Source organism: Mesorhizobium loti R88b, from assembly GCF_013170845.1.
Lineage (GTDB): Bacteria > Pseudomonadota > Alphaproteobacteria > Rhizobiales > Rhizobiaceae > Mesorhizobium > Mesorhizobium loti_B.
The window spans coordinates 2,993,321-3,005,667 of sequence record NZ_CP033367.1 but is presented as its reverse complement, the minus strand read 5'-3'; the positions used below and the strand labels follow the sequence as shown (position 1 = coordinate 3,005,667).

At 63.6% G+C, this 12,347-nt stretch carries 17 protein-coding genes and 1 tRNA gene; 10 read left to right on the top strand and 8 right to left on the bottom strand.

Annotation, left to right across the window (positions count from 1 at the left end):
• Window positions 1-38: 38 nt before the first annotated feature.
• The 3 genes from EB235_RS14575 to EB235_RS14565 are packed head-to-tail and all read left to right on the top strand — an operon-like array spanning window position 39 to window position 1,674.
• On the top strand, window positions 39-773 hold the full coding sequence (locus EB235_RS14575) for an SDR family oxidoreductase (protein ID WP_027030295.1): 735 nt from the start codon (window positions 39-41) through the stop codon (window positions 771-773).
• Between the two features lie 19 nt (window positions 774-792).
• Window positions 793-1,092: a hypothetical protein gene (locus tag EB235_RS14570; protein WP_027030296.1), complete on the top strand. Its 300-nt coding sequence runs from the start codon at window positions 793-795 to the stop codon at window positions 1,090-1,092.
• A gap of 12 nt (window positions 1,093-1,104) precedes the next feature.
• Window positions 1,105-1,674, top strand: a complete 570-nt coding sequence (locus EB235_RS14565) for a DNA-3-methyladenine glycosylase I (protein ID WP_027030297.1) — start codon at window positions 1,105-1,107, stop codon at window positions 1,672-1,674.
• A gap of 18 nt (window positions 1,675-1,692) precedes the next feature.
• Here EB235_RS14565 and EB235_RS14560 read toward each other — a convergent pair whose 3' ends face one another.
• The 3 genes from EB235_RS14560 to EB235_RS14550 all read right to left on the bottom strand — a co-directional run bounded on the left by EB235_RS14560 (window position 1,693) and on the right by EB235_RS14550 (window position 4,089).
• Entirely contained in the window at window positions 1,693-1,851 is a 159-nt protein-coding gene (locus EB235_RS14560) for a hypothetical protein (protein WP_167334862.1), read from the bottom strand.
• Window positions 1,852-1,994: 143 nt separating this feature from the next.
• Window positions 1,995-3,629, bottom strand: a complete 1,635-nt coding sequence (gene groL, locus EB235_RS14555) for a chaperonin GroEL (RefSeq protein WP_027030298.1) — start codon at window positions 3,627-3,629, stop codon at window positions 1,995-1,997.
• A 106-nt stretch (window positions 3,630-3,735) separates the two neighbouring features.
• Window positions 3,736-4,089, bottom strand: a complete 354-nt coding sequence (locus tag EB235_RS14550) for a co-chaperone GroES (RefSeq protein WP_051429634.1) — start codon at window positions 4,087-4,089, stop codon at window positions 3,736-3,738.
• A gap of 247 nt (window positions 4,090-4,336) precedes the next feature.
• Between EB235_RS14550 and EB235_RS14545 the strand changes: the two genes are divergently transcribed.
• Together EB235_RS14545 and EB235_RS14540 are read left to right on the top strand one after the other, a co-directional pair.
• On the top strand, window positions 4,337-4,618 hold the full coding sequence (locus EB235_RS14545) for a hypothetical protein (protein WP_027030299.1): 282 nt from the start codon (window positions 4,337-4,339) through the stop codon (window positions 4,616-4,618).
• Entirely contained in the window at window positions 4,615-4,881 is a 267-nt protein-coding gene (locus EB235_RS14540) for a DUF1488 domain-containing protein (protein WP_027030300.1), read from the top strand. The genes EB235_RS14545 and EB235_RS14540 overlap by 4 nt, the downstream gene beginning before the upstream one ends.
• Here the strand turns inward: EB235_RS14540 and EB235_RS14535 are convergent, their stop codons facing one another.
• The 5 genes from EB235_RS14535 to EB235_RS14515 form a co-directional block, all read right to left on the bottom strand.
• Window positions 4,882-5,106 (bottom strand): DUF6500 family protein, encoded by a 225-nt coding sequence (locus EB235_RS14535; RefSeq protein ID WP_027030301.1) that lies wholly within the window; start codon window positions 5,104-5,106, stop codon window positions 4,882-4,884.
• A gap of 65 nt (window positions 5,107-5,171) precedes the next feature.
• Window positions 5,172-5,363, bottom strand: a complete 192-nt coding sequence (locus tag EB235_RS14530; protein ID WP_027030302.1) for a hypothetical protein — start codon at window positions 5,361-5,363, stop codon at window positions 5,172-5,174.
• Window positions 5,364-5,374: 11 nt separating this feature from the next.
• Window positions 5,375-5,695, bottom strand: coding sequence for a hypothetical protein (locus EB235_RS34750; protein WP_245268809.1), 321 nt, complete (start codon window positions 5,693-5,695; stop codon window positions 5,375-5,377).
• 30 nt (window positions 5,696-5,725) lie between these two features.
• Window positions 5,726-5,801 (bottom strand) — tRNA-Cys (locus tag EB235_RS14520).
• Window positions 5,802-5,919: 118 nt separating this feature from the next.
• Window positions 5,920-6,693: a sulfite exporter TauE/SafE family protein gene (locus EB235_RS14515; RefSeq protein WP_051429635.1), complete on the bottom strand. Its 774-nt coding sequence runs from the start codon at window positions 6,691-6,693 to the stop codon at window positions 5,920-5,922.
• Between the two features lie 166 nt (window positions 6,694-6,859).
• Between EB235_RS14515 and EB235_RS14510 the strand changes: the two genes are divergently transcribed.
• From EB235_RS14510 to EB235_RS14490, 5 genes are all read left to right on the top strand, one after another.
• The gene (locus EB235_RS14510) at window positions 6,860-7,753 is read left to right on the top strand and encodes a LysR family transcriptional regulator (RefSeq protein ID WP_051429636.1); all 894 of its coding nucleotides are present in this window, start codon (window positions 6,860-6,862) and stop codon (window positions 7,751-7,753) included.
• Window positions 7,754-7,986: 233 nt separating this feature from the next.
• On the top strand, window positions 7,987-9,030 hold the full coding sequence (locus EB235_RS14505) for a LacI family DNA-binding transcriptional regulator (RefSeq protein WP_027030305.1): 1,044 nt from the start codon (window positions 7,987-7,989) through the stop codon (window positions 9,028-9,030).
• Between the two features lie 63 nt (window positions 9,031-9,093).
• A complete protein-coding gene (locus tag EB235_RS14500) occupies window positions 9,094-10,353 on the top strand; it encodes an ABC transporter substrate-binding protein (protein WP_027030306.1) in 1,260 nt (419 codons plus the stop codon).
• 197 nt (window positions 10,354-10,550) lie between these two features.
• A complete protein-coding gene (locus EB235_RS14495; protein WP_027030307.1) occupies window positions 10,551-11,477 on the top strand; it encodes a carbohydrate ABC transporter permease in 927 nt (308 codons plus the stop codon).
• On the top strand, window positions 11,477-12,334 hold the full coding sequence (locus EB235_RS14490; RefSeq protein WP_027030308.1) for a carbohydrate ABC transporter permease: 858 nt from the start codon (window positions 11,477-11,479) through the stop codon (window positions 12,332-12,334). Before EB235_RS14495 ends, EB235_RS14490 begins: the two co-directional genes overlap by 1 nt.
• The last annotated feature ends 13 nt before the right edge of the window (window positions 12,335-12,347 follow it).

The following is a 12,347-nucleotide window of genomic DNA, read 5'->3' as shown; positions in this document are numbered from 1 at the left end:
ATCGGGAGCGTGCTCCCAATCAACAAGCGGAGCCTCTCATGACGAGTTCACCCAGCAAAGTGGTGCTGATCACCGGCGCCTCGAGCGGCATCGGCGAGGCCACGGCCCGCCACCTCGCGGCAAGCGGCCACAGCATCGTGCTCGGCGCCCGGCGGATCGACCGGATCGCGGCGATCGTGCGAGACATCGAGCAGGAAGGCGGCCAGGCATTTTCCCACGAACTCGATGTCACCGACCTCGACAGTGTGAAAACTTTCGTCGCCACGGCCCGTCGACGCCATGGCCGGATCGATGTGCTGGTCAACAATGCCGGCGTGATGCCGCTGTCGTTCATGGCCGAGTTGCGCGTCGACGACTGGAACCGCATGATCGATGTCAATCTGCGCGGCGTGCTCAACGGCATCGCCGCCGTGCTGCCGATCATGGGCGAACAGAAATCCGGCCACATCATCAATGTCGCCTCCGTCTCCGGCCACCGCGTCGATCCGACCGCAGCCGTCTACAGCGCCACCAAATTCGCTGTCAGGGCGCTGTCGGAAGGGCTGCGGCAGGAAAGCCGGGACCTTCGCGTGACCGTGGTCAGCCCGGGCCTCACCCGCACCGAATTGTTCGACGGCATCGCCAACCCGCAAGTCGAGGCCGGCGCCCGCGCCATGCTGGATCAATCCTCCATCCCGCCCAGCGCGATTGCCGAGGCAATCGGCTTTGCCATTGGCCAGTCGGATGGCGTCAACGTCAACGAGTTGGTCGTGCGCCCGACGGCGCAGGGCTGAGCACCAACGGAGAGATGACATGACCGAAGCGATCGAAGTGACGACCTTCAGGCTGAACGGCCAGTCCTGCGCCGAGTTCATCACCGCCAATGCCGATATCGATGCCTGGCTGAAACGCCAGCCGGGTTTTCGATCCCGCCGCATCGCCGAGCGCGACGACGGCACCATTGTCGACGTGCTGCTCTGGGCTTCAGCCGATGCCGGCCGCAACGCTGCCGCCGGCATCATGACCGAGATGGGCCATTCGCCGGTGCATGCCATGATCGATCAGCGCAGTGTGGACTGGACCGTGGCGCCGGTTCGCCACACTATCGGGTGACGGAGGATCACCATGGTCGTTCACGCACATCACCGCTGTGGCTGGGCGCAGAGCGACCCGCTGATGCGCGCCTATCACGACGAGGAATGGGGCGTTCCCCAGCATGATCCCCGCATGCTGTGGGAAATGCTGATGCTGGAAGGGTTCCAGGCAGGTCTCGCCTGGATCATCGTGCTCAGGAAGCGCGAGGCCTTCCGCGCCGCCTTCGCCGGTTTCGATCCGCGGAAGGTGGCGCGGTTCGGCGCGGCCGACATCGAGCGGCTGATGGGCGATCCCGGCATCGTCCGCGCCCGCGCCAAGATCGAAGCGACGATCCGCGGCGCGCAGATTTTCTGCGAGATGGCGGAGCGTGGCGAGAGCTTCGCCGACTTCTGCTGGTCCTTCACCGATGGCAAGGTGCTCAAAAGCGACGGCCACGGCTTCATCGCCACGTCACCGCTGTCGGAACGTATTTCCAAGGAGATGAAACGGCGCGGCTTCAAATTCGTCGGCCCGACCATCGTCTATGCCTGGATGCAGGCCGTCGGCATCGTCAACGACCACGCCGCCGGCTGTTTCAGACGATCGCAAGTCGCGCTCTGATCGCGGTGCTGCCGCGTCTTACATCGGACGTTTGGGCTCGCTCTTCGGCGGCGCAGCCGTATCGGAATCGGATTTCTTGTGCTTGTCGGCGGCAATCCTGCGGATGCGGTCGAAGCGGCTTTCCTCGGTCTTTTCGGTCGTAACGACCGTCTCTGGCTTCCGCACGAACGTGATCATGGATCCGTCTCCTGGGCTAGAGGCCTGCGCGCCGGGAGAGACTCCCCCGGCGGGTAGTATCGAACTTCAGTGCAGCCGGCGTGGCTGGTTCAGGTCAGGGCTGGAAGGCGGCTTCGATGAAGCCACCCCCAAGCTGGCTGAACTTAATAACCACCCATGCCGCCGCCGCCACCGCCACCTGCCGGTGCCGCATCCTTGGCCGGGATGTCGGTAATCATCGCCTCGGCGGTGATCAGTAGGGCCGCGATCGAGCCGGCGTCCTGCAGTGCGGTGCGCACCACTTTCGCCGGGTCGACGATGCCGGCCTTGATCATGTCGACATAGACCTCGTTCTGGGCGTCAAAACCCTGATTGTGGTCCTTGCTGTCGGTGAGCTTGCCGACGACGATCGAGCCTTCGACGCCGGAATTCTCGGCGATCTGGCGGATCGGGGCTTCCAGCGCGCGCAGCACGATGGAGATGCCGGCGGTGACATCGGCATTGGCGCCGGTCAGGCCTGCGAGCACGGAGCGGGCACGCAGCAGGGCGACGCCGCCGCCGGGCACGATGCCTTCTTCAACCGCCGCGCGCGTTGCGTTCAGCGCGTCGTCGATACGGTCCTTCTTTTCCTTCACTTCCGACTCGGTGACGCCGCCGACGCGGATGACGGCAACGCCGCCCGACAGCTTGGCAAGACGTTCCTGCAGCTTTTCCTTGTCGTAGTCGGAGGTGGTCTCCTCGATCTGGCCCTTGATCTGGGCGACGCGCGCCTGGATGGTCGCCTTGGTGCCGGCGCCGTCGATGATCGTGGTGGTGTCCTTCTCGATCAGCACGCGCTTGGCGCGGCCGAGCATCTCGATGGTGACGTTTTCAAGCTTGATGCCGAGGTCCTCGGAGATCATCTGGCCCGATGTCAGCACCGCGATGTCTTCCAGCATCGCCTTGCGGCGATCGCCGAAGCCTGGCGCCTTGACGGCCGCGACCTTGAGGCCGCCGCGCAGCTTGTTGACGACCAGCGTGGCAAGAGCCTCACCTTCGACGTCTTCCGAAATGATCAGCAGCGGCCGGCCGCCCTGCACCACCGCTTCGAGGATCGGCAGCATCGCCTGCAGATTGCCGAGCTTCTTCTCGTGGATGAGGATGTAGGGCTCTTCCAGCTCGACGCGCATCTTGTCGGCGTTGGTGACGAAATAGGGTGAGAGATAGCCGCGGTCGAACTGCATGCCTTCGACGACGTCGAGTTCGGTTTCGGCGGTCTTGGCTTCCTCGACGGTGATGACGCCGTCATTGCCGACCTTGTCCATCGCCTTGGCGATCATCTCGCCGACGGTGGCGTCGCCATTGGCGGCGATGGTGCCGACCTGGGCGATCTCGGCCGACGACTTGACCTTCTTGGCCTTCGCCTTGATCTCGACGACGACGGCAGCGACCGCCTGGTCGATGCCGCGCTTCAAATCCATCGGGTTCATGCCGGCGGCGACCAGCTTGGCGCCTTCGCGCAGGATCGAGGCGGCCAGCACGGTTGCCGTGGTGGTGCCGTCACCGGCGAGGTCGTTGGTCTTCGAGGCCACTTCGCGCACCATCTGCGCGCCCATGTTCTCGAACTTGTCGGCGAGCTCGATTTCCTTGGCGACAGTGACGCCGTCCTTGGTGATGCGCGGCGCGCCATGGGCCTTGTCGATGATGACGTTGCGGCCCTTGGGGCCGAGCGTGACCTTCACCGCATTGGTGAGGATCTCGACGCCGCGCAGCATGCGGTCACGCGCATCGGTGGCGAATTTGATTTCCTTGGCAGACATGATTTTTATCCAGTTCGTATTTGGAGTGGATCAGTCGCCGCGCGGAACGCGCAGCGCTGTCGTCGCTTAAGTCTTGCGGCGTCCCGAAGGACACGCGATGCGCCGGTCAGGCGGCCTTCTTGGCAGCTACGGTCTTGGCGGCACCGGTTTTCTCGGTGGCGGCCGTCTCGCTCTTGTCGACGACGCCCATAATGTCGGCTTCCTTCATGATCAGAAGGTCCTCGCCGTCGATCTTGACCTCGGTGCCCGACCATTTGCCGAACAGGATGAAGTCGCCTGCCTTGACGTCGAGCGGAACAAGCGCGCCGTTTTCGTCGCGTGCGCCAGGGCCGACAGCGATGACTTCGCCTTCCTGCGGCTTTTCCTTGGCATTGTCGGGAATGATGATGCCGCCCTTGGATTTGGTGTCGCCTTCGGCGCGCCGGATGACGACGCGGTCGTGGAGTGGCCGAAACTTCATGAGAACTTCTTTCTGGGACCGGCTTAGGCGGCCGCGCCTCTCATATAGGCGCATTGGCACTCGATAGATAGGAGTGCCAAAAATTATTCGGTGCGCCGTTTAAATATATAAAAGTATTATTTCGGCTTGGCGTTTCGTGATATCGCCAAGGGACTAAATAATTCAAAAAATTGAATTTTGCCGGTCGAGTGCCTATTTATCGGACAAGTTCACTTTCACGATTTCAAACCCAAGGGAGATTTGTTCGATGGCCGAAGGCAATCAGACGATCATGGAAAAAGCTGAAGCCCGCTTTGTCGACAAGCAGAAAAAGACAGCGGAGAAAAACAAGGCAACCGCCGAATACATGTCCGAAGCGAAGGCCCGGGAGATCAAGACGGCAAAGCTCAGGGGTTTGCGGCTGGCCAAGGAAGAAGCCGACCGTATCGCTGAAGCCCTGAACCCGACGCCGAAGAAGAAGCGGGTGACCAAGAAGGCTGCCGCGACAGAGGCCAAGACGACAGAGGCAAAGACGGGGGCCAAGACATGAGCCTGACCTTCCCCAACCGCAGCCGCAGCTATGACGAAGCCGGCAAGCGCATCCGGTTCGTCGGCCATGACGGCATGTTCCAGATTTCCTTCTCGGTTGCCGCCGATGCGATGACCAGGATGCAGCCCGCGACCGCCGCCAATGAGGCAGGCTACCTCGCCACATTCGACACGCAGAGCGGTGCCATCCGCGACGTGGCGTCCAGGGCCTATGACCGCACCCGCAAGAGTATGTATGTGCTGACGGCAGCCGACTTCGGCTGATCAGCCGAGTTCCATGCCCTCGATCATCGTGCGTATCTTCGCGGCCTTTTCGAAATGATCGAGGCGGTGGGTTCTGATCCACCATTCCGCTGCTTCCATCAGCAGTTCGGGGTCGTCGTTTCTGTTGGCGAAAAACGCGTAGAACGACACGCCGACGGTGGGGCCCTTCTCGGAGATCTTGCGGTCGCAGACGTCCAGTATCTTTCGCCTCAGGCTCGCTCTCACGGGAATTCTCCGGTTTTGATTCGGCGGGGTCTCGGGCCCGCCCTTTGAGCTGACAGCCGCAGCGTTCAATCCTTGCGCTCCGCCCTCTCCCGGCGCCTGACGTCGCGCGCATTCATCTGCACGACCATATCCTCGGCCTCACGCGGGCTCATGCCGACCATGACTTTTTGCCGGACCACCGCTGGCTGGCCGGTGAAGACATCGACTATGGTCCAGCTCTGGGGAAGCTCCATGCGCAGTGTGTAGCGATTGGCCATGCTGACTTACCTCAACCATGCATCATGAAAAACACCGCACCCAGGACCAGCATCGTCCACGCGATCACCGACAATTTGAGCACCATGCCGCCATGCGCGGTCAGGAGCTTCCGCAAGCGCGGCACGATGCCTGCCGAAGAGGCCGGTGCGGCCAGAACAGCCCCCCTTGCCTTGACTCCAAGTTTTCCAAAGACCGGCAGCAGTGACGGTTCACGCACGAAATAACCTCGAATGTCGGGGAAAGCCGGAGCGAGCAAGCTCCAGCCCCCTTTCATAGCACTCTTTTCGCGGGCGTCCTGCATGCCAAATGCAAACAGGTGGGTTTGACGCACCCCGGCGCAGCTTCTTCGCTATGGTATTTTTGGAGGCCTCGCCTCGGGATCGAACCGAGGCTTCAGAGATTTGCAGTCTCCAGCGTAGCCGCTCCGCCACGAGGCCATTGCCGTCGACCTAACGGGCAAATGCTTGCGGAAAAGTTAAACGCAAAGCGGGTTCTGTCGGCACGTTGAAAAATGCTGTGAGCATCGTTGCGGCATCGCTTTTCGGCAGGCGCCACTCACCGACCCAGGATCGGATCCAGCACGGGAAGGCTGACGATCGACGCCATGGCAATGAGGCCATAGCAGGCCCAGCGATAACCGCGCTCACTTGTCTGGCCAAACACAAGCGAGCCGAGATAGAGGCCAAACCCGTAGAACGGGCCCGTCGCCAGCGCCAGGACAAGAACCGGTCGGGTGATCAATCCTCCCGCCAGATAGCTTGCCCCGGTCAGCGCACTCGATATGGCGAAATAGAGGACGATGTTGGCGCGCACCACCACGCCATTGCCACCCCCGCCAAGCCAATAGGCCACCACCGGCGGGCCGCCGACCTGGGCGGCGCCGGAGAAGAAGCCGGCAAGCCCACCGACGCCGATCGTCAGCGGCGTGGCGGGACGACCATGGTAACGCCAGCCCGACATCAAAAGGCCGAGCAGCAGCACCACCAACAGCACGATACTCCAGCGCAGCGTCAATGGATCCATCCGCGCCAGCGCATAGGTGCCGAGCGGCACGCCGACCAGCGCGCCCAGCGTCATCGTGCCGACGCTGGGCCGGTCCGCCAGCAGCCAGCCACGCGGCAGCAGTCCGAGCGCGGCGACCGCATCGATGATCAGCAGCAGCGGCGCTGACGATTGCGGCCCGATAACCGCGCTTGCCAGCGGCATGAAGATCAGCGCCGCGCCGAAACCGGAAAAGCCGCGGGCGAAGCCGGCGATGAAGGCGGCAGCCAGCAGGAACAGCACCGCGCCGCCGGAATGACCGGCGATCGACAGATCGGCCATGCTCATATCCGGCCAGTGCCGTTGGCTGGACAGTTCTGTGCGGGCCGGCGATGGAATTCAGGGGCGAGGTCTTCGGCACGGATCACGGCGTCTCTCCAGTGATGGACAGAGCAACTTTAACGCAGCATTCTCGCAGCTTCATGCTGAAAGATCACCTGATAGAGCTGCGAAAATGCACGACATTGACTGGAATGACCTGCGCTATGTCCTGGCACTGAAGCGCGACGGCTCCTTCGCCGCGGCCGGCCGCCGGCTCGGCCTTGATCCAACGACGGTGGCACGGCGCCTGCGGGCGATCGAACGCACGCTCGGCGCGCGGCTGTTCGAGCGCGCTGAGGCGGGCGAGATGCGACCGACGCAGGCCGGCGAGATCGCGGCAGACCGTGCGGAAGCCGTGGAGGCCGAGATCGGTGGCCTGACGCTCGCGGTCAAGGGCGCCGACAGCGAGATCAGCGGCACCGTGCGGGTCACCGCCGTGCCCATCCTCATCAACCGGGTGCTGATCCCCGCTGTGGCCGATCTTGTCGTGCGCCATCCAGGATTGCGGCTGGAACTGGTAGCCGACCCCCATGATGTAAGCCTGACCCGCCGCGAGGCGGACATCGCGCTGCGGCTCGCTCGGCCCGGACCCGAAACCGGCAGCCGGATCATCGCCCGGCGCATCGGCACGCTCGCCTATGCCGCCTATGCCGCCAGCCACCTGTCGGCGCCCGACTTGCCCCGGCAGATCACGGATCTGCCCTGGCTGACCTATGAGGACGGCATGGCGTCTCTGCCGCAGCCGCGCTGGATTGCCGGCGTCGCCCGCAAGGAGGGTTATGCCCAACTCGTCGTCAACGATGCCGAACCGCTGCTGCAGGCGATCCTCGCAGGCCTTGGCCGCTCGCTGCTGCCCTGCATTGTTGCCGACCGTATCGCGGGACTTGCGCGCATGCCGGAGGACGCCCATCCATTCCCCGCGCGCGAATTGTGGCTGCTGACGCATCCCGATCTTCGCCACCTCGCTCGCATCGCTGCGGTCACCGCATGGATCGAAGCGACGATCCAACGCCTCGAGGGCGTCTAGTCTTTAGGCCGCAGCACGCGGCCTTTCGCACCGGCTTCGACCTGCCGCAAATTCGAACCCAGCCGCGTTTGCTCGATCAAGACCATTTTTCCCCTTGAACGTCCCCCTGATCTGGCCTAGCCTTGAGTTGAGAAAAGGTTTTTCCAAACAGTTTCGACCGGGCTCGGCCATTGGCCGGGCCTTATTCCGGCCTATGTGAGAAAACCTTTTCTCAACCCAGGATTCTCGGCGCGATGGCATCGGACGATCAGCCTGTTTCGGTTTTCCCCAAGCCCGTCACCTTGCGTGACGTGGCGGCGCAGGCCGGCGTCAGCGTCGCCACCGCCTCGAAGGCGCTCAACGACCAGGGGCGCATGACCGCCGAGACCCGCGAGCGCATCCGCGAGACGGCGCGCAGCCTGGGCTTCCGGCCGAACAGCCTGGCGCAGAGCCTGCTCAGGCGCCGCTCCTTCACCGTAGGCCTGCTCACCAACGACACCTATGGCCGCTTCTCGCTGCCGCTGATGTCGGGCATTTCAGACGCGCTGGTCGACAATGGCGTCTCGGTGTTCCTGTGCAATGTCGAGGAGGATCCGCGCCTCGGCCAGTTGCATGTCGAGGCCATGCTCGACAAGCGCGTCGACGGCATCATCGCCACGGGAAAACGCATCGACCGCCATCTGCCGGTCGATCTCGCCAATCTGCGCATCCCAGTGATCTATGCCTTCACCCAGCCCGATCCCGACGCCGTCGCCTTCGTCTCCGACGATGCCGGCGGCGCGCGGCTGGCGGTCGAGCATTTCTGCCGGCTTGGCCGGCGGCGCATCGCCCATGTCAGCGGACCGGCGAGCTTTGCCGTGGTGCATGCCCGCGCCCAGGCCTATCGCGACGTGCTCGCCGAAAACGGCCTGCCGGTCACCGAACCGCTGCTCGGCTCCTGGTCGGAAGCCTGGGGCCATGAGGCGGTGACGATCCTTTTCGACGGCAAAAGCGAAAGGCCGGACGCCGTCTTCTGCGGCAACGACCAGATCGCGCGCGGCGTCATCGATGCGTTGCGCGAACGGGGCTTGAGCGTGCCTAGCGATGTCGGCGTCATCGGCTTCGACAATTGGGAGATTGTCGCCGAAGCGACGCGCCCGCCGCTGACTTCGGTCGACATGAACCTGGTCGCCCTCGGGCGCGAGGCAGGCCTGACCCTGCTTTCACTGGTCGGTGGCCAGCCCGCCGCGCCGGGCATTCGAAAACTGCCGTGCCGGCTGGTGGTGCGGCATTCCTGCGGCCATCCGCTGGATGGCTGAAACGAAAGCGCCGCGTGATCGGCGCCAAGCCGCGCACAGCGGCCAACCCTGGAGGAGGAGAATATGAGGAACCTGATTGCCAAACTGGCCCCCAAACTGGCCCTGACCGCTGCCGTGCTGGGCAGCGGTCTCGGCGCTGCCGCCGCCGACACCGCCAACATCTGGGTGCGCGCCGACGGCTCGAACTTCATGCCGAAGATCGTCGACGCCTACAACAAGGTGCACAAGGACCAGATCAAGCTCGACATCATCCCCAATGCCGAGATCATCCCGAAATATGGCGCCGCCGCAGCCGGCGGCACGGCGCCCGACGCGCTGTCGCTCGACCTGATCTACACGCCGTCCTTCGCCGCCTCCGGCCAGTTGGAGGACATCACCGACTGGGCCAAGTCCCTGCCCTATTTCGCCAGCCTGTCGCCGGCGCATGTGAAGACCGGCACCTACAAGGACCACATTTACGGCCTGCCCTTCTCGGCCGACGCCTCGGTGCTGATCTGGAACAAGAAGCTGTTCAAGCAGGCCGGCCTCGACCCTGAAAAAGGCCCCACCAACTGGGCCGAGATCGCCGCCGACGCCGAAAAGGTCAACGCGCTCGGCGGCAACATCAAGGGCTTCTACTTCTCCGGCAATTGCGGCGGCTGCAACATCTTCACCTTCACGCCGCTGATCTGGGCCTCGGGCGGCGATATCCTGAGCGCGGACGGCTCGAAGGCGACGCTGGACAGCCCGCAACTGCGCGGCGCCATCGATCTCTACCGCTCGATGGTCAAGAAGGATCTGGTGCCGGCAGGCGCGCAAACCGACACCGGCGCCAACTTCTTCGCCGCGTTTGCCGCCGGCAACATCGGCATCTCGCCATCCGGCGCCTTCGCCATCGGTGCGCTCAACACCCAGTATCCCAATGTCGACTATGGCGTCACTTTCCTGCCGGGCAAGGATGGCGGCTGGTCGTCCTTTGCCGGCGGCGACAATTTCGTCGTCACCAAGGGCACCAAGAAGCTCGCCGTGGTGAAGGAATTTCTCGATTTCGCCTATTCGCTCGAAGGCCAGACGATCCTCGCCAAATATGGCAGCCTGCCGGTGCGCGGCGACATCGCCAAGGACGCGCTGAAGGACCTCGACCCGCGCTACCAGATCGCCGCCGAGGCCATGGCCAAGGGCAAGACGCCCTATTCGGTGGTGTTCAACGATCTGATCAACTCCGCCAACGGTCCGTGGACGCAGATGATCAACGAGGTCTTCTTCGGCGACGATGTCGATGGCGCCATCGCCAACGCGCAGGAGACCATGCAGTCGATCATCGACCAGGCGCCGCAGAAATAGCGGCCGCCTGCCGGCCATCCGCCTGTCTCCCTGGGCGGGTGGCCGGCGTATTCCTTACCCTCCCCCTTGTGGGGAGGGTCGCTGCGAAGCAGCGGGGTGGGGGTCAGCGCCAGTCCCCCACCCGGACCTGCGGTCCGACCTCCCCACAAGGGGGAGGTAGGGCGGCCAACTGGATCCGACGCAAGAGCACGCAAACCATGACCACCATCGCAACCACCACCGCCCCGCCTCGCGCCAAAAAACTCGTCGGCGCCGGGCGGCGGCAGTGGATCGGCCTGCTCTACGTCGCGCCAGCCGTCGCGCTGGTGATGGTGTTCTTCGTCATCCCGCTCGGCATGACGGCGTGGATGTCGCTGCACAACTGGCCGCTGATGGGCGATCACTTCTATATCGGCTTCGACAATTACGTCGCCATCCTGCGCGACACCAGGTTCTGGAACGCGCTCAAATTCACCGGCTACTACACGGTGATCGTCACCATCGCGATCTTCGCCGTCGCCTTTCCCCTGGCGATCTTCATCGAAAAACCGCGTCCGCTGGCCAACCTTTACCGCACCTTCTTCTTCATGCCGGCGGTGGTCGGCTTCGCATCGGCGAGCCTGCTCTGGTCGTGGCTGTTGAATGTCGATTCCGGCCTGTTCAGCCCAGCCGCCTACGAGCTTGGCCTGATTGACAAGAAGTTCAACCTTCTGGCGACCTTCCAGCCGGCCTTCTGGTCGATCATCGCCATGGTGGTGTGGAAGGTCGCCGGCTTCACCATGATCATCCTGATGACCGGCCTGCAATCGATCCCGCAAGATTTGCAGGAGGCCGCCGTCATCGACGGCGCCGGGCCGTTCGCCAGGTTCAGGGCAATCACTTTGCCGCTGATGCGCCGCACGCTGGCGCTGGCGCTGATCCTGTCGGTCGCCGGCTCGATCCTCGCCTTCGACCAGTTCTACATCATCCTGCGCGGCGGCCCGCGCAACCAGACGCTGACGGCGGTCTACTGGATCTTCAACCAATCCTTCGTCTCGTTCAAGCTCGGCTATGGCGCGGCACTCTCGATGGTGCTGCTTGTCATCCTGGTGGCGCTCAGTCTCGTCCAGCTCTGGCTGCTGCGCAAGCCGGAGGGCCTCGACTGATGGCGCAGGCGATATCAGCCAGAGGCAAGCTCGCCGCCCGCCTCGCCAGGCACTCCACCGGCATCATCGCCTCGATATTGTTCGTGGCGCCGATCGTGTGGACGGTGCTGTCGGCCTTCAAGCCGGCGGCCGAAGCGCGCCTGCCGCCGCTGCCGCCATGGCCGACCACGGGGTTCTCGCTCGAAAACTATGCCACGCTCAACTCCTTCGGCGACGGGCTGTGGGCCTCGGCGCAAAACAGCATCTATGTCTCGGTGATGACCGTCATCCTGTCGGTCATCGTCAGCGTGCTGGCCGGCTATGGCTTCTCGCGGTTCCGGTTTCCGTTCAAGGACCTGTTCTTCGTCCTCATCCTGTCGACGATCATGATCCCGTTCCAGTCGATCCTGACGCCGATCTTCCTGGTGCTGACCAAGCTTGGCCTGCACAACACGCTGACCGGCCTGGTCGGCGTCTATGTGACGCTGCAATTGCCGTTCTCGATCTTCATGATGCGTAACGCCTTCGACGCGGTGCCGCGCGAGATCGAGGAAGCCGCCCGCATGGACGGCGCCAACAACGTCACCATGCTTTTGAAGGTGATGCTGCCGCTGGTCTGGCCGGGCGTCGTCACCATCGCGCTGTTTGCGTTCCTCGGCGCCTGGAACGAATTCCTCGCTGCCCTGGTGCTGATGACCGACCAATCCAAATTCACGCTGCCGGTGATGATGACAGCACTTCAGTCGGGCCGCTTCGGCGCCATCGACTGGGGCGCCGTGCAGGCGGGTGTCACCGTGATGATGGTGCCCTGCCTGATCCTGTTCCTCGCTTTGCAGCGCTTCTACATCCGCGGCCTGATGGCCGGGGCCGTCAAATAACAGATCGAATGGA